17 protein-coding genes are annotated in these 16,694 nt (G+C 53.9%); 13 read left to right on the top strand and 4 right to left on the bottom strand.

Translation table 11 applies throughout. The annotated features are described in order from the left end of the window. The first annotated feature begins 207 nt into the window (after positions 1 to 207). The 9 genes from WCT94_RS18920 (at position 208) to sseB (ending at position 7,624) form a co-directional block, all read left to right on the top strand. Positions 208 to 1,422, top strand: coding sequence for an IscS subfamily cysteine desulfurase (locus WCT94_RS18920; RefSeq protein WP_336871129.1), 1,215 nt, complete (start codon positions 208 to 210; stop codon positions 1,420 to 1,422). Between the two features lie 24 nt (positions 1,423 to 1,446). Further along, positions 1,447 to 1,833 (top strand): Fe-S cluster assembly scaffold IscU, encoded by a 387-nt coding sequence (gene iscU / locus WCT94_RS18925; protein ID WP_005970177.1) that lies wholly within the window; start codon positions 1,447 to 1,449, stop codon positions 1,831 to 1,833. A gap of 80 nt (positions 1,834 to 1,913) precedes the next feature. Further along, positions 1,914 to 2,237 carry an iron-sulfur cluster assembly protein IscA gene (gene iscA / locus WCT94_RS18930; protein WP_010307854.1) on the top strand — a complete coding sequence of 108 codons (324 nt, stop codon included), beginning with the start codon at positions 1,914 to 1,916 and terminating at the stop codon, positions 2,235 to 2,237. Positions 2,238 to 2,307: 70 nt separating this feature from the next. Next, on the top strand, positions 2,308 to 2,826 hold the full coding sequence (hscB, locus tag WCT94_RS18935; RefSeq protein ID WP_336871130.1) for a co-chaperone HscB: 519 nt from the start codon (positions 2,308 to 2,310) through the stop codon (positions 2,824 to 2,826). Positions 2,827 to 2,902: 76 nt separating this feature from the next. Beyond that, the gene (gene hscA / locus WCT94_RS18940; RefSeq protein WP_336871132.1) at positions 2,903 to 4,753 is read left to right on the top strand and encodes a Fe-S protein assembly chaperone HscA; all 1,851 of its coding nucleotides are present in this window, start codon (positions 2,903 to 2,905) and stop codon (positions 4,751 to 4,753) included. Between the two features lies 1 nt (position 4,754). After that, a complete protein-coding gene (gene fdx, locus WCT94_RS18945; RefSeq protein WP_336871134.1) occupies positions 4,755 to 5,090 on the top strand; it encodes an ISC system 2Fe-2S type ferredoxin in 336 nt (111 codons plus the stop codon). 21 nt (positions 5,091 to 5,111) lie between these two features. Continuing rightward, positions 5,112 to 5,312, top strand: a complete 201-nt coding sequence (gene iscX, locus WCT94_RS18950) for a Fe-S cluster assembly protein IscX (RefSeq protein WP_010280073.1) — start codon at positions 5,112 to 5,114, stop codon at positions 5,310 to 5,312. A 153-nt stretch (positions 5,313 to 5,465) separates the two neighbouring features. Continuing rightward, on the top strand, positions 5,466 to 6,776 hold the full coding sequence (gene pepB, locus WCT94_RS18955; protein WP_336871136.1) for an aminopeptidase PepB: 1,311 nt from the start codon (positions 5,466 to 5,468) through the stop codon (positions 6,774 to 6,776). 53 nt (positions 6,777 to 6,829) lie between these two features. Beyond that, entirely contained in the window at positions 6,830 to 7,624 is a 795-nt protein-coding gene (sseB, locus tag WCT94_RS18960) for an enhanced serine sensitivity protein SseB (RefSeq protein WP_336871138.1), read from the top strand. Positions 7,625 to 7,660: 36 nt separating this feature from the next. On the opposite strand, the gene WCT94_RS18965 is transcribed toward sseB, so the two are convergent. From WCT94_RS18965 to WCT94_RS18980, 4 genes are all read right to left on the bottom strand, one after another. Continuing rightward, positions 7,661 to 8,449, bottom strand: a complete 789-nt coding sequence (locus WCT94_RS18965; protein WP_336871141.1) for a MurR/RpiR family transcriptional regulator — start codon at positions 8,447 to 8,449, stop codon at positions 7,661 to 7,663. A gap of 40 nt (positions 8,450 to 8,489) precedes the next feature. Beyond that, a complete protein-coding gene (gene sseA / locus WCT94_RS18970) occupies positions 8,490 to 9,359 on the bottom strand; it encodes a 3-mercaptopyruvate sulfurtransferase (protein ID WP_336871144.1) in 870 nt (289 codons plus the stop codon). Positions 9,360 to 9,462: 103 nt separating this feature from the next. Beyond that, positions 9,463 to 10,824 (bottom strand): 6-phospho-alpha-glucosidase, encoded by a 1,362-nt coding sequence (locus WCT94_RS18975; RefSeq protein ID WP_336871146.1) that lies wholly within the window; start codon positions 10,822 to 10,824, stop codon positions 9,463 to 9,465. A gap of 13 nt (positions 10,825 to 10,837) precedes the next feature. Continuing rightward, positions 10,838 to 12,418, bottom strand: coding sequence for a PTS transporter subunit EIIC (locus WCT94_RS18980; RefSeq protein WP_336871148.1), 1,581 nt, complete (start codon positions 12,416 to 12,418; stop codon positions 10,838 to 10,840). A gap of 359 nt (positions 12,419 to 12,777) precedes the next feature. Between WCT94_RS18980 and ndk the strand changes: the two genes are divergently transcribed. The 4 genes from ndk to rodZ all read left to right on the top strand — a co-directional run bounded on the left by ndk (position 12,778) and on the right by rodZ (position 16,687). Continuing rightward, a complete protein-coding gene (gene ndk, locus WCT94_RS18985; protein WP_336871149.1) occupies positions 12,778 to 13,206 on the top strand; it encodes a nucleoside-diphosphate kinase in 429 nt (142 codons plus the stop codon). Between the two features lie 240 nt (positions 13,207 to 13,446). Then, entirely contained in the window at positions 13,447 to 14,703 is a 1,257-nt protein-coding gene (locus WCT94_RS18990; RefSeq protein WP_336871151.1) for a bifunctional tRNA (adenosine(37)-C2)-methyltransferase TrmG/ribosomal RNA large subunit methyltransferase RlmN, read from the top strand. A gap of 189 nt (positions 14,704 to 14,892) precedes the next feature. Continuing rightward, positions 14,893 to 15,690 carry a type IV pilus biogenesis/stability protein PilW gene (pilW, locus tag WCT94_RS18995; RefSeq protein WP_336871153.1) on the top strand — a complete coding sequence of 266 codons (798 nt, stop codon included), beginning with the start codon at positions 14,893 to 14,895 and terminating at the stop codon, positions 15,688 to 15,690. Further along, a complete protein-coding gene (gene rodZ / locus WCT94_RS19000) occupies positions 15,680 to 16,687 on the top strand; it encodes a cytoskeleton protein RodZ (RefSeq protein ID WP_336871154.1) in 1,008 nt (335 codons plus the stop codon). Before pilW ends, rodZ begins: the two co-directional genes overlap by 11 nt. Positions 16,688 to 16,694 lie beyond the last annotated feature (7 nt).

A 16,694-nucleotide genomic window follows, 5' to 3' on the forward strand; every position in this document is an offset into this window, starting at 1 on the left:
TCGTCACGTTTTGCCTTTCTGATAGCCGTATAATCCTGACCACATTGCCCAATGTGGTGTTGGTGTTAGTCCGACTATCACGATGTTGTGCCAACGATAACATCGTCAGATTTTTTGCATTGGCCCGAGAGGTTGCGGGTATAAACAGCCTGTCAATAAAACAAAACGCATTGTACGTTTTGAAGTGATGTACGGAGTTTATGAGCAATGAAGTTACCTATCTATCTTGACTACTCAGCCACCACGCCGGTTGACCCGCGCGTCGCTGAGAAAATGATGCAGTTTTTGACTTTGGACGGTACGTTCGGTAACCCGGCTTCCCGTTCCCACCGTTTTGGCTGGCAGGCGGAAGAGGCGGTAGATATCGCCCGTAACCAAATTGCTGAGCTGGTCGGTGCCGACCCACGTGAGATCGTCTTCACATCAGGCGCGACCGAAGCCGATAACCTCGCGATTAAAGGTGTTGCCAACTTCTACCAGAAGAAGGGCAAGCACATCATCACCAGCAAGACCGAGCACAAAGCCGTGCTGGATACCTGTCGTCAGCTTGAACGCGAAGGCTTCGAGGTCACCTACCTGGCCCCGCAGCGTAACGGCATTATCGATCTGGCTGAACTCGAAGCCGCAATGCGTGAGGACACCATTCTGGTTTCCATCATGCACGTCAATAATGAAATCGGTGTTGTGCAGGATATCGCAACGATCGGCGACATGTGCCGCAGTCGCGGTATTGTGTTCCACGTCGATGCCACGCAGAGCGTAGGCAAACTGCCTATCGATCTCAACCAGTTAAAAGTGGATCTGATGTCTTTCTCCGGCCATAAAATCTATGGGCCGAAAGGGATCGGAGCACTGTATGTTCGTCGTAAACCCCGTATTCGTCTTGAAGCGCAGATGCACGGCGGCGGCCATGAACGTGGTATGCGTTCTGGCACCTTGCCTGTGCACCAGATTGTCGGTATGGGCGAAGCCTACCGCATCGCGAAAGAAGAGATGAGCGCAGAAATGGAGCGCTTGCGCACGCTGCGCGATCGTCTGTGGAACGGTATTAATGATATTGAAGAAGTCTACCTGAATGGTGACATTGAGCAGGGTGCGCCTAACATCCTGAACGTCAGCTTCAACTATGTTGAAGGTGAATCACTGATTATGGCACTCAAGGATCTGGCGGTATCGTCCGGTTCTGCCTGTACGTCGGCCAGTCTGGAGCCCTCCTACGTGCTACGTGCGCTGGGCATGAATGATGAGCTGGCGCATAGCTCGATCCGTTTCTCGCTGGGGCGTTTTACCACCGAAGAAGAGATCGACTACACCATCGAGCTGGTGCGTAAATCCATCGGTCGTCTGCGCGATCTTTCTCCGCTGTGGGAAATGTTCAAGCAGGGCGTGGATATCAGCAGCATCGAGTGGGCGCATCATTAATTCACCAGATCGGGGACGACTATCATGGCTTACAGCGAAAAAGTAATTGATCATTATGAAAATCCACGCAACGTGGGTTCATTTGACAACGCCGATCCTTCTATCGGCAGCGGCATGGTCGGCGCGCCAGCGTGCGGCGATGTGATGAAGTTGCAGATAAAAGTCAACAATGAGGGTATCATCGAAGATGCCCGCTTCAAGACGTACGGTTGTGGTTCTGCCATTGCCTCCAGCTCGCTGGTCACAGAGTGGGTAAAAGGCAAATCGCTGAATGAAGCTGAAGCGATTAAGAACACGCAGATTGCCGAAGAACTTGAGCTACCGCCGGTGAAGATTCACTGCTCCATTCTGGCGGAAGACGCTATCAAGGCAGCGATTGCGGATTACAAAAGTAAACGCGACGCGCAGTAATCTCTGCGGCTGAACTCGGCGGGGCACCGTGTCTCTCGGTGCCTGTTCCCGTCGAGGTGGCGAACGATCGAGGTAACAGTATGTCGATTTCTCTGAGCGAAAGTGCGGCACAACGCGTGAGCGCTTTCATCGCAAACCGAGGCAAAGGCCTTGGGCTGCGTCTTGGCGTACGGACATCCGGCTGTTCCGGTATGGCGTATGTGCTGGAATTTGTTGATGATTTGAACGACGGCGATACAGTCTTTGAAGACAAAGGCGTCAAAGTCATCGTGGACGGCAAAAGCCTGGTTTATCTTGACGGAACCGAGTTGGATTTCGTCAAAGAAGGGCTGAACGAAGGCTTTAAGTTCAATAATCCGAACATTTCCGGCGAATGTGGTTGCGGCGAAAGTTTCAACGTCTGACCCCTCTCGGGTAGTCGCGTGCTGTCAGTGAATGATCGGCGCTACTACCCAGAACTCCCAGAGTACCACTATGGATTACTTTACGTTATTCGGGCTGCCGATTCGCTATGATGTGGATGGCGGCCTGCTTGCATCCCGTTTTCAGGAGTTGCAACGGCAGTTCCATCCCGATCGCTATGCTGCCAGCCCGGAGCGCGAGCGCATGCTGGCGGTGCAGCAGGCGGCGACGATCAATAACGCCTATCAGGCGCTCAAGCATCCGCTGAAACGCGCGGAGTATATGTTGTCGCTGCACGGGTTTGATGTGAACAACGAACAGCATACGATGAAGGACACGGCGTTCCTGATGGAACAGCTGGAACTGCGCGAAGAATTGGATGCGATCTCGCAGCGATCGGATGCGGATGAGGCACTGACGGCCTTCGCCGAGCGATTGCAGGAAACGATCGTTAAGCGTCGTTCGCACATGCGTGATGAACTCGATAATGAGACGTGGACAGACGCCGCAGATACCGTGCGCAAGCTACGCTTTTTAGACAAGCTCCAGCAACAGGTTGAAGAACTCGAAGAACAACTGCTGGACAGATAACTGGTTAATTCGGCGGGAAACCCGATGGTCATTGCCAGATCGGATTTTTTCGCCAGCCAATTGATGGAAGCTCAATATGGCCTTATTACAAATTAGTGAGCCTGGCCTTAGCGCCGCACCGCACCAGCGTCGTCTGGCTGTCGGTATTGATTTAGGCACCACCCATTCTCTTGTTGCCACCGTACGCAGCGGTGAAGCTCAGACACTAGCAGATAGTGACGGGCGCGACCTGCTGCCATCGGTTGTCCACTATCGTCACGATGGCCACAGCGTTGGCTGGGATGCGCGCGACAATGCTGCCCACGATCCGGAAAATACCGTCAGCTCAGTCAAACGCCTGATGGGGCGATCTCTGGACGACATTCAGCAACGCTACCCGCATTTACCGTATCACTTTCATGCCAGCGAGAACGGCCTGCCGCTGATTCAGACCTCGGCTGGCAACCTCAATCCCGTACAGGTGTCGGCGGACATTCTGTCCGCGCTGGCCGCGCGCGCGGAAGCGGCGTTAGGTGGCGTGCCGGATGGCGTGGTGATTACCGTTCCTGCGTACTTCGATGATGCACAGCGTCAGGGCACCAAAGACGCAGCGCGTCTTGCCGGGCTGCACGTCTTGCGTCTGCTCAATGAACCGACCGCCGCCGCGATTGCCTATGGGCTGGATTCCGGTAAAGAGGGCGTGATCGCTATTTACGATCTGGGCGGCGGCACCTTTGATATTTCCATTCTGCGTCTGAGCCGCGGCGTCTTTGAAGTGCTGGCGACAGGCGGTGATTCTGCGCTGGGCGGTGATGATTTCGATCATCTGCTGGCGGAGTGGTTGCGTGAGCAGGCAGGCATTCACGATCGTGACGATCGCCAGTTGGATCATGCCTTTCGCGATGCGGCGGTGAAAGCCAAAATTGCGCTCAGCAGCGCCGAATCAGCGCGTGTGGATGTGGCAGGCTGGCAGGGTGAGATCGCCCGCGAGCAGTTTGATTCGCTGATTGCTCAACTGGTGAAACGTACGCTGTTGTCCTGTCGCCGCACGCTGAAGGACGCAGGGCTGACGCCAGAAGAGGTGCTGGAAGTCGTGATGGTGGGCGGATCGACACGCGTTCCGCTGGTGCGTGAGCAGGTGGGAACGTTTTTTGGCCGTACACCGCTGACGTCGATCGATCCAGACAAAGTCGTGGCTATCGGCGCGGCGATCCAGGCGGATATTCTAGTGGGTAACAAGCCAGATAGTGACATGCTGCTGCTGGACGTGATTCCTCTGTCGCTGGGGCTGGAGACGATGGGCGGACTGGTGGAAAAAATCATTCCGCGCAATACCACGATCCCGGTTGCCCGCGCACAGGAATTCACCACCTTCAAAGACGGCCAGAGCGGCATGATGATCCACGTCTTGCAGGGTGAGCGCGAAATGGTGGTGGATTGCCGTTCGCTGGCTCGCTTCTCGCTGCGTGGCTTACCGTCGTTGCCTGCCGGTGGAGCCCACATTCGTGTGACCTTTCAGGTTGACGCGGATGGCCTGCTGAGCGTGACGGCGATGGAGAAATCGACGGGCGTTGAGGCATCCATCCAGGTGAAGCCGTCATACGGCTTGAGCGATACGGAAATTGCCACCATGATCACCGACTCGATGCTGAATGCGAAGGAAGATGTCGGCGCGCGTCGTCTGGCAGAGCAAAAAGTGGAGGCGGCACGCGTGCTGGAAAGTTTGCAAAGCGCGTTGGTGGCTGACGCCGAGTTATTGAGCAATGACGAAAAAGGCGTCATTGTCGCGGCATCCGAACACCTGCATACGATGATGCAGGGCAGCGATCCCGTGGCGATTGAAGCCGCGATTAAAACAGTCGATCAACAGACCCAGGAATTCGCCGCTCGCCGTATGGATGCTTCTATCCGTCGCGCGCTGGCAGGCCATTCTGTGGATGAGGTGTAACATGCCTAAGATAGTTTTTTTACCGCATCAGGATCTGTGTCCTGAAGGGGCGGTTTTGGAAGCGGAACGCGGTGAAAGCATTCTGGACGTCGCCCTGCGTAACGGTATTGACGTTGAGCACGCCTGTGAGAAATCCTGCGCTTGCACCACCTGCCACTGTATCGTGCGTGAAGGGTTTGACTCGCTGGCGGAAAGCACGGAAGAAGAAGACGATATGCTGGATAAGGCCTGGGGACTGGAGCCGGAGAGTCGTCTGGGCTGTCAAGCACGTATCGCCGGGGACGATCTGGTCGTCGAGATCCCGCGTTATACGATCAACCACGCGCGCGAACATTGATTCGAATAGGGAGAAACCGTTATGGGGTTAAAATGGACAGACAGCCGGGCTATCGGTGAAGCGCTTTACGACCAGTTTCCCGATCTCGATCCGAAAACGGTGCGTTTCACGGATATGCACCAGTGGATCTGCGAACTGGATGAATTTGACGATCGACCAGACGCTTCCAATGAAAAAATTCTGGAAGCGATCCTGCTGGTCTGGTTAGATGAAGCAGAATAGAAACATGACGGGGCTGCCTTTGGTGGCCCATTTTATTTCGTGCCAAAATTCGTAACATTTTCATGTCATGATGCACGGTTTATGTATCTGCAACGATGAAAAGCACCTGCAAACATGAAAAGTGGCAGGAATATCCATTATCGGAGAAGCACTATGACGAACAATACCATGCTGATTTCACTCTCCACGCAACCTGCTGATGCGCGCTGGGGAGAAAAAGCGACGCTGAGTGTGAATGAGCAGGGTTTTACCATTCATGTTGGAACGACGTCGCTGAATGGCAAAGCCGCGCTGGCAACGATCCAGCGTGCCGCCCGTAAAATCGACGGGCAGGGGATTAAACACGTTAAATTAGCCGGTGAAGGCTGGGATCTGGCAAACAGCTGGGCATTCTGGCAAGGGTATCGCGGGCCGAAAGGGCAAAGAACGGTTGAGTGGGCGGAGCTGAACGACGCCGATAAGAAAGAGCTGAACGATCGCCTGAAAATTGTGGACTGGGTACGTGACACCATTAACCTGCCTGCTGAAGATTTGGGGCCAGAACAACTGGCAACCCGCGCAGTCGATTTATTGTGTGATGTTGCCTGTGACGCCATCAGCTACCGTATCACCAAAGGTGAAGATCTGCGTGAGCAAAATTACGCCGGTCTGCACACGGTCGGCCGCGGTTCTGAACGTCAGCCGGTGCTACTGGCGCTGGACTATAACCCAACGGGTAACGCGGATGCGCCGGTGTTCGCCTGTCTGGTGGGTAAAGGTATTACGTTTGATACCGGTGGCTACAGCCTGAAGCCCAGCAGCTCTATGGACTCCATGAAATCGGATATGGGCGGTGCAGCCACTCTGACTGGCGCACTGGCGCTGGCGGCGTCACGCGGTTTGCAACAGCGTGTGAAGCTGTATCTGTGCTGTGCAGACAACATGGTGAGCGGCAATGCGTTCCGACTGGGCGATATCATTCGTTACCGCAACGGCAAGACGGTTGAAGTCATGAACACGGATGCGGAAGGGCGTCTGGTGCTGGCGGATGGCCTGATCGATGCCTCCGAGCAGAATCCGCAGTGGATTATCGACTGTGCGACGCTGACGGGCGCGGCGAAAACGGCGCTGGGCAACGACTATCATGCATTGTTCAGCTTTGATGACGAACTGGTGGCGGCATTGCAGGAAAGTGCGAAAGAAGAAAACGAGCCGTTCTGGCGTCTGCCGCTGGAAGAATTCCACCGCAGCCATCTGCCGTCCAGCTTTGCGGATCTGAACAATATTGCCAGTGGTGCAAATACCGCCGGTGCCAGCACGGCGGCGGCTTTCCTGTCGCACTTTGTGAAAAATTACCAGCAGGGCTGGTTGCACATCGACTGTTCCGCAACATACCGCAAAAGTGCGGTAGAGCAGTGGGCGACAGGCGCGACCGGGCTCGGTGTTCGCACGCTGGCGAATCTCTTGCTGAGCAACGCCAAGTAGTCTGTTTAGGCCTTAAAGCGTCGGTTTTTTAACGTAATCATGTTGAGGAAAGTATGGAGTTTTCGCCACGTAATAAACTGGAAGAAGTGCTGATTCTGGCTGCAACGGAACCCGCGCATCGTCCTGAATTTTTCAGTGAACTGATGGAAGCCACGGTGTTTGTGCTGGGCACGACTGATGACGGGGATGAATCCGGTGAGGTGGTGTTGCACGCGGGCAGTAATGTGAATATCCAACACTGGGAAAAAGACGATGGCTCGTCTGCTATTCCTTTCTTCTCTTCTCTGGAAGCATTACAGAGCGTGATTACGGAAGAAGCGTCTTTTCTGGCTCTACCGACGCGTTCGCTGTTTGAAATGACACAGGGCGTCACGCTGTTCCTCAATCCTAAATTGCCGTATGGCAAAGAGTTTTTGCCGCAGGAAATTGAGCATATTCTGTCTGGCGAAGGTAGCGGTTTTGTTCAGCAGCGCGTTGTTGAAGAAGATATGCAGGTGATGCTGAGCCAGCCAGCCGAGATGCCGGCACAGATGATCGATTCCCTGACGCAGTTGTTTACCAAGCATCGTCATGTAAAACGGGCGTTTCTGGCGCAAATTCAGGAACCGGGTGAAGAGCAGCCGCATCTGCTGATCGGTATTGATGTCGATCAGGATGAGGAAACCATCATTCGTGAAGCGGGCAGCGTCGCCAGTGATACCTTACCGGACGAGCGACCTGTCGATCTGTGTCTGGTGAAAGAGGGCGAGCCGGGGATCAGCCACTACATGATTAAACACACTACGCCGTTCTACGAACGCAAGTGGGGGAGTTTCCTGAGGGAGTTTAAGGCCACCGGCAACGCCTGATACCGGGTATGTAAGTTTGATACAGGCGACAGCGGATTATGATTTTTCCGCTGTTGCCTGCAACAGCAGTAAATCGATCAACATCACCAGATTCGATTCAAATGAACTAATCTCGCCAGCCTCTGCCGCATAGTGAACCGCATCATCGTAGAGCCGGAAATGCAAATCTGCCAACTCGCCTAATGAATTCAATGACGCTCGGGTAAACGCGATCACCTTCATGCCAATGTTTTTGGCGATACGCGCCTTATCCAACACCTGCTCGGTTTCCCCACTGCGGGAAATGGCGATAAACACCTGATATTTTGGCGCGTTATTAAGAAAAATGCCCCGGCTATCTCCTAGGCCGGAAGAGAACGCATCTTTCCCCAGCACCTGTAGCTTCTTCGCCAAATATTCGGCAAACAGGTGAGAAAACCCCGCACCGTAGAGGAAAAAGTGGCTTTCCTGTCGCAGGATAGCGCTGAAAGCCGCTCTATCCTGATGGCTAATGTAGGCAAACGTGCGCTGGTAGTTGTCGACAAAATGCTGGAAAGCATCGGGAAGCGAAGCGTCATCGGGCGTGACGATGGGCGAGGGGGAAAGCCGCGGATTATCCGTGAGCAGCGTTTTACAGTGATAAATGAATTCACTGTAGCCGCTAAAGCCGATTTTCTGGCACAGCCGCATGATGGTTGCGGTGGAGACGTAGGTCTTCTGTGCCAGCTCACGCACCGTGATTTTGCCTATCAGCGACGAATGTTCGGCGATAAAAGCCAGCACGCGGTATTCCGCACGCGTCAGCACCTGACCGTGCTGCATTAAAGATGCCAGCCGATTATCCACCCGCTACCCCTGATTGACGGCAATAAAATACCTAACGGGATTAATCACGCGCAATCGGAACATCATCGCGGCTACCCCAATCACTCCACGAACCGTCGTACAGCGTCACATTCGGGACATTTAACTGCGTCAGCGCCAGCACCACGACAGATGCCGTTACGCCGGAACCACAGCTGGCGACGATGGGGCGGGTGAAATCCACGCCGTGCTTATGCAGAATGGTGGCCAGTTCTGCGTTGGATTTCAGCGCTCCGTTATGCACTAAATCGGTCCACGGCACGTTCAGGCTACCGGGAATATGACCGCGATGCAGGCCGGGACGCGGTTCGTCCACTTCGGCATGAAAGCGTGGAGCGGGGCGGGCATCGACAATCTGTTCTGATTTATCCCGGCTGATGGAGAGCACGTCGTCGCGTGAGCGAATCGCGCTCTCATCCAGCGTGGCGTGGAACGATGCTGGCTTTGGCGTCACATCGCCCTGTTCCAATTGCAGGTTCTGTGCTGTCCAGCCCGCCAGGCCACCGCTCAGAATGGAAACGGATGTCGCGCCGAAGGTGTGCAACATCCACCACGCGCGCGGTGCGGAGAAGAGATTACCTTCATCGTAAATCACCAGATGCTGCTGATTATCAATCCCCAGTTCACCCATCGCACGCGCGAAGTCTTCGCGAGTTGGCATCATATGCGGCAGATCGGTGCTGTGATCGGATAAGGCTTCAATATCAAAAAAAACCGCGCCAGGCAGATGACCGGCACGGTATTCGGCATGAACATCACGGGTGCTGTTGCCCGGCGGCAGCATCCGGGCGTCAATGAGTGTGATACTGCTGTCATTCAAGTGGCTGGCAAGCCAGTCTGCGGAAACAAACCGCTCATGAGAAACGGGCAAATCAGAAGACGATGCTGACATAGATCCTCCACGTTGGGGCCGACGAATTCGACCCCGAATCTACCATTGATGTGCAATGATAGATGCATTGTCAGCGATTTTCCTCCATCCGACAAGTCGCAGATTATTGGGCGATACCGTCTCTATATGCTTGTTTTAATTGCGGCCAGTAATCTTGATTGGCCTCAATCATCTCATCCAGAATGGCTTTGGCGTGCTGCATCGTCGGCACGGTACGGTTTAGGGTAAATGCCTGCAAAGCCTTCTCGTAGCTGCCTTCTAGCGTCGCTTCCACTAACAGTTGTTCGGACGCCAACTGCTGTTCCAGCAAAGCTCGGTGGAACGGTGGGACATTCCCCATCCGCACCGGCTCCGGCCCTTGTGCGGTGATATAAGCGGGTACCTCCACCATCGCGTCATACGGCAGATTGGCGATGGCACCTTTATTTTCGACGATCACCAGATGACGCTGACGCAGATCGAACGCCAGCGAGCAGGCGACATCAACGATGAATGAGCCGTGCACGCCAACGTGGAACGCATCTGGCAGAATACCGGTTTCCTTGTAGCTGGCGGCAGCCGCAAACAGCTTTTTCTCACGTCCGTCCATCACTTCATTGGCGCGCGTGTAGTCAGGATCCTGATGCTCAACGATCTGATTCGGCATCAGGTAGTACTGCAAATACGGATTCGGTACGAATTCCGGGAAATGATCCATGACCGGTTTGATGTTGCGCCAGGTTTTTACCCACGATGGATCGGCGTGCTGCGGATCGGTATCGGCAGCATCGGCGGTCAACAGGCCGTAGCGGGCGATGTGTTCACGCAGTTCCGGCATACGATCGACGCCGTCGACCAGCACGCGGGTAAACCAACCGAAGTGGTTCAGCCCGAAATAGTCCACCGTGATGTCGTGACGATCGACGCCCAGCACGGCCGCAATGTTACGCATCGCGGCAACCGGCATGTCGCAGATATTCAGCACGCGGGCGTGAGGACGCAGGCGGCGAACGCCTTCGGCAACAATGGCGGCGGGGTTGGAATAATTGACGATCCACGCCTCTTGATGCGCATAGCGCTCAACCAGATCGATCAGCTCAGCCATCGGCAGAATGGTACGCAGGCCGTAGGCCAGTCCGCCGGGGCCGCAGGTTTCTTGCCCGACGACGCCGTGACGTAGCGGGATTTTCTCGTCTTGTTCGCGCATCTTGTACTGCCCGACGCGCATCTGGGCAAAGACAAAATGTGCGCCGCTAAATGCGATTTCCGCGTTGGTCGTGACGGTAAAGATGATGCTGTCACTGTGGTCGCGAATGACCTTTTCCACCACCGGCGCGATGATGTCCTGCCGCGGGCCGTCGATGTCATATAAACGAATCTCTGCCAGCGGGAAATTCGCGAGACGTACCATCAGACTCTTTACGATGCCTGGGGTATAGGTGCTGCCGCCGCCGGCAATGGTCAGAATGAATGGGGGTTTCGTCATGGTCAGTCTCCTGTTAAAGCGCGTTTTCAACTGCTTCGCGTATCGTTTTGACGTGAAGTCCGTAAACCACCTGTACGTTGTTACCCTGCCGGATAACGGCTTTCGCACCGGTGCTCTTAAGCTGTTGTTCGTCTACCAGATTCGGGTCGATTAGAGTGACCCGCAGGCGGGTGTAGCAGTTATCCACTACCTCGATATTCGGTTTACCGCCCAGCCCGGCGATGATGGTAGCGCCGATAGGTGGAGCATCACTTTTCACCGCGTCTGATGTTTTTACCTGACCTTCGGTTTTGGCCTGATATTCGGTTTTAGAATACAGTCGCGTCTCTTCTTCATCGGTTTCACGCCCCGGTGTTGGCATGTCGAAATACAGAATCAGGAAGCGGAAGACGAAGAAGTAAATCACCGACATGGTCAGCCCAACCGCGATGTACATCGGCCAGTTGGATTTCTCGATGCCCAGCGGCAGGTTATAAAGCAGGAAGTCGATGACGCCGTTGGCGCCAATTGCATGCACGCCCATGATGGAGAACAGCATCATCCCTATGCCGGTCAGTACGGCGTGGACGGCAAACAGCATGGGCGCGACGAACAGGAAGGAGAACTCCAGCGGCTCGGTAACGCCCAGCAAGAAAGAGGTAAACGCGGCCGGAATCAGGATGGCTTTGGCGGCCAGACGTTTCTCTGGCTTCGCCGTGACATACATCGCCAGTGCGGCGGCCGTCAGACCAAACATTTTACTGATACCGCGCGCGTCCCAGACCACGGTGGAACTCAGCTGTTTAACGTCCTGACAGGCCATTTCAGCAAAATAGATGTTGCGTGCGCCCTGATACAGCTTGCCGCATACCTCTGCGGTTCCGCCCAGTTCGGTATACAGGAATGGGGTATAGACCAGATGATGCAGCCCGGTGGGGATCAGTACGCGTTCCAGAAAGCCATAAATCGCGATGCCAACAGGGCCTGCATCTTTAATCGCGAAGGCGAGCCAGGTAATACCATGTTGAGCAAACGGCCACAGCGCGCTCATCGCAAAGCCCAGTGCAATCGCCAGCGGAATAACCAGAATGGCGACGAAGCAGTGGCCGGAATAGATCGCCATGACGCCGTTAAACTGTTTGCTGGAATAGCGGTTATACAGATAGCCTGCGAATCCGCCGATCAGGATACCGGCGAAAACGCCCATTTCCAGCACCTGAACGCCCAGCACCATGCCTTGCCCGGCGGCGCGCATCTCTGCTGCTGGTACGAGTTTGCCCTGTAATTGCAGTGTGATGTTCATGGCATTAATGAAGATGATAAACATCACCAGACCAATCAGAGCAGCATAGCCCTTATCGCGTTTCGCCAATCCAATCGGGATCCCAACGGCGAACACCAGTGCCAAATTAGCCAGAATCGCCACGGCGGATTTGGAAACCAGTTGACCAAAATCCTGAATCAAGGGGTGATTAAGTAAAGGGACATAGCCCGCTAAGTTGCCGTTACCAAACACGTTCCCAAATGCGATGAATAGCCCGACAATCGGAAGTATCAGCACCGGCCCATATAGGGACTTGCCGAAATTTTGCAATGCATTGACCGCTCTTTTCATTATCAGCCCTCTTACTGGCCATTATGGTGGGTACAGCAGCAAGGCTAGCAGTGAATGATAAAGAAATTCCAGTTATCTTATTGTTTTAAAAACAAATAACCTATAACGTTACAAGTAACCTTCAGAACTGTGATCGCCGATGATTTGTTACATTCAGTACGGGGGCGGTGGGAAACGAAAAAGCGCGATGCGCGATCGTTAATGAAGGGAAAATGAGAGGTAATATTTTTTTAATAAAATGTTATTTCCTTGGTAGGCAACAAAGGTCTCTGCACCTATAATTTGCGCCACTTTCACTGGCTGGGTATACAATTCTTATAATCCGGCTGCAATCTGACAGTTTAGTTAATGAGGTCAATATGACGATAGAACGTACCTTCTCCATCGTAAAACCTAACGCGGTTGCCAAGAATGCGATTGGTTCGATTTATTCACGCTTTGAAAGCGCAGGTTTTACCATCGTTGCGGCTAAAATGCTGCGTCTGAGCCGTGAGCAGGCGGAAGGTTTCTACGCTGAACATAAAGGCAAGCCGTTCTTCGATGGCCTGGTCGAATTCATGATGTCTGGCCCAATTATGGTGCAGGTGCTGGAAGGCGAAAACGCCGTTCAACGTAACCGTGACATCATGGGTGCGACCAACCCGGCAAATGCATTGGCAGGCACGCTGCGCGCCGATTACGCGGACAGCTTCACGGCGAACGCGGTACACGGCTCTGACTCTATCGAATCCGCTCAGCGTGAAATCGCCTATTTCTTCAGCGACGACGAAATCTGCGCGCGCGCGTAATGTGCGTGTAATAAACAGGTTAGCGCGTGTGATGTTGCTTCTTTTTCGTTGTGTTAGTGTGCCGTGTCGACGCAATGGCACAGAAAAAAAGCGGTGATGGTAGCTTACCTGTTTTAAACTTTGTACAATGCTGCGCCCCGGATGAGCCTGCACTCATCCGGGGCGTTTCTTTGGTCATAACCATCGAATTCAACCTTCTTTTTAGCGCCATAACGTGTAATAACGAGGCCAGGATTGACAATGTCTAAGCAAATCGCGTCTGAAATCGTCGTGTCTGAAACGACGGAATCTAACACTACCGCATCTAACACTACCGTATCCGAGCAAACTGTGTCCGAATTCTCTCCGGCGTCTGCTGATGCCTCTCAATCCGTTAAAACTAGTGCGGAAAAAATCAACCTGTTGGATCTTAACCGCCAGCAAATGCGTGACCTCTTCATGTCGATGGGAGAGAAACCGTTCCGCGCCGATCAGGTCATGAAATGGATTTATCACTACTGCTGTGATGACTTCAACCAGATGACGGATATTAACAAAGTCTTCCGCAGCAAATTGCAGGAAGTCGCTGAGATTCGCGCGCCTGAAGTCGTAGATGAACAGCGTTCTTCCGACGGCACGATTAAGTGGGCGATTCTGGTGGGCGGCCAGCGCGTAGAAACCGTTTATATTCCCGAAGAAGATCGCGCCACGCTGTGCGTATCGTCTCAGGTAGGCTGTGCGCTGGAGTGCAAATTCTGCTCAACGGCGCAGCAGGGCTTTAACCGTAACCTGCGCGTATCGGAAATTATCGGCCAGGTGTGGCGTGCGGCGAAGATCATCGGCGCTTTTAAAGTCACCGGCCAGCGCCCCATCACCAACGTGGTGATGATGGGTATGGGCGAACCGCTGCTGAACCTGACTAACGTGGTGCCAGCGATGGAAATCATGCTGGATGATTTTGGTTTCGGTCTGTCCAAACGTCGTGTGACGCTGTCTACGTCTGGCGTGGTGCCTGCGTTGGATAAACTGGGCGATATGATTGATGTCGCGCTGGCGATTTCTTTGCATGCGCCGACCGACGACATCCGCAACGAAATCATGCCGATCAACAAAAAGTACAATATCGAGATGTTCCTGAGTGCGGTACGTCGCTATCTGGAAAAATCCAATGCGAATCAGGGACGTGTTACCGTTGAGTATGTGATGTTGGATCATATCAATGACGGTACTGAGCATGCGCATCAACTGGCTGAATGCCTGAAAGATACGCCGTGCAAGATCAACCTGATTCCGTGGAACCCGTTCCCAGGCGCGCCGTATGGCCGCAGCTCAAACAGCCGCGTTGACCGTTTCTCCAAGGTACTGATGGAGTATGGCTTCACGACGATCGTACGTAAAACCCGTGGGGATGACATTGATGCTGCCTGCGGTCAGTTGGCTGGCGAAGTCGTGGACAGAACCAAACGTACGCTGAAGAAGAAAATGGCGGGTGAACCTATCGCGGTGAAAGCGGTCTAAGATCGAATTGCGCGCGGGTTAGCGTGGAAGCGCTACCCCGCTGTCTGGCGCTGAGGTGATTTGCAGGACAAACGTGAGCAAATTGCGAGGCGCGCCGCGTTGTTACCCGATCTGACTGCCGCTCTGCTCATATTCAGGTAACCTCTCTGACAAAAGGATGTCTGGCAAGGACAACGAGAGGGAACAGGGATGGCAAAGGTTCTGTCACAGGGATTGTCTCTATCACAGAGAATCGCGTTATTACGCGGAGCGCACTGGCTGAGTGGCCTGTTCGCGATGCTGTTGCTGGCGGGATGTATGCATTCGCCTCAGGAAGCGACAAATCCAGCGATTGCTCAAACCCGCTTGCAGCTGGGGTTGGCGTATCTGGCGCACAATAATTTGGATTCGGCTCGGCAGAATCTTGAAAAGGCGGTGGCGATTGCTCCGCAGGATTATCGAACACAATTGGGGATGGCGCTTTACGAGCAGCGGATAGGTGAAAACCGCCTTGCTGAACAGCGTTATCAGCATGTGTTGAACATGGCGCCGGAAAATGGCAGCGTCATGAATAATTACGGTGCGTTTCTGTGTAGTTTAGGGCAGTATGTAGCGGCACAGCGACAGTTTAGTGCGGCTGCACAACTTCCTGATTACAGTCAGGTTGCTGATGCGTTGGAAAATGCGGGATACTGCTTTTTCTATGCCGGACAGACTGAAAACGCGCGCAATTTATTAAGTCGGGCGCTGAAATACGACCCGACGAAAGGCAGTGCCTTGCTGGCGGAAGCAAACAAACAGTTTGATGCCGGGAAAAATGAGCAAGTGCGGCTGCTGCTTGAGGTTTATCAGCATAGTCTTCCGGCCAGTGCCGAAAGCTTATGGTTACAGATTCGTTTCGCCGCGTTGGCGGGCCATGATGGCGATAAAGAACGTTATGGCAACGTGCTGGCGCGAAGTTTTCCACAATCTAAACAGTACCAGCACTTCTTAGCTAATGAATACTGAAGCCACCCAAGATACAACAGAAGCAAAACTACCCGGCGAACGTCTGCGTGAGGCGCGTGAACGTCTTGGATTTACCCAGCAAACTATTGCCGAGCGTTTGTGCCTTAAAATCTCCACCGTTCGTGATATTGAAGACGGTACGACGCCTGCCGATTTAGCGCCGACCTTTCTGCGCGGCTATATCCGTTCTTATGCCAAGCTGGTTCATTTACCCGAAGATGAGCTACTTCCCGCCGTGGATAGGCAGGCCATACCTAAAACGATCTCTGTCTCGCCGATGCAGAGTTTTTCGCTGAAAAAAAGTCGCAAAAAGCGTGATGGCTGGTTGATGACAATCACCTGGCTGGTCGTGCTGGTTGTTCTGGGGCTAACTGGCGCATGGTGGTGGCAAAATCATCAGGCTCAGCAGGCGGAAATCAACAGCATGGTCGATCATGCCAGTTCGATGCAGGCGCAAACGGAAGGGCAACCTGTTCCGCTGATGGACAACAGCGCCCCGCAGGAAACGGCGACACCGAATTCTGCTGCGGCACCGGCTTCTACGCCAGTTGACCTGTCTGCGACTGTCACGGCGACACCTTCAACGCCTTCTTCTTCTGCTTCCTCAACGACGCCGTCAACGGCACCTTCCAGCCAAGCGCCTTCACAGGCGAATACTGCACAGCATCAGGCTGCGGGTAATGTGCTGTTAGGCGCAGGGGCCGTTGCCCCCGCTGCGGGTACGGTAGCGGAGAGCAATCCGGTCTCTGCTTCCCATGCATTGGTTATGACTTTCACGGCCGATTGCTGGCTGGAAGTGACGGATGCCAGCGGCAAAAAACTGTTCAGCGGCATGCAGCGTAATGGTGGCACGCTGAATCTGGATGGTCAGTCACCCTATAAACTTAAAATTGGCGCACCTGCTGCGGTACAGATTCAATTTCAAGGCAAGCCGGTTGATTTAAGCCGCTTTGTGCGCAGCAATCAGGTTGCGCGCCTGACGCTGACTGCAGAATAACGTGTTG

Source organism: Pectobacterium sp. 1950-15 (assembly GCF_037136835.1).
Lineage (GTDB): Bacteria > Pseudomonadota > Gammaproteobacteria > Enterobacterales > Enterobacteriaceae > Pectobacterium.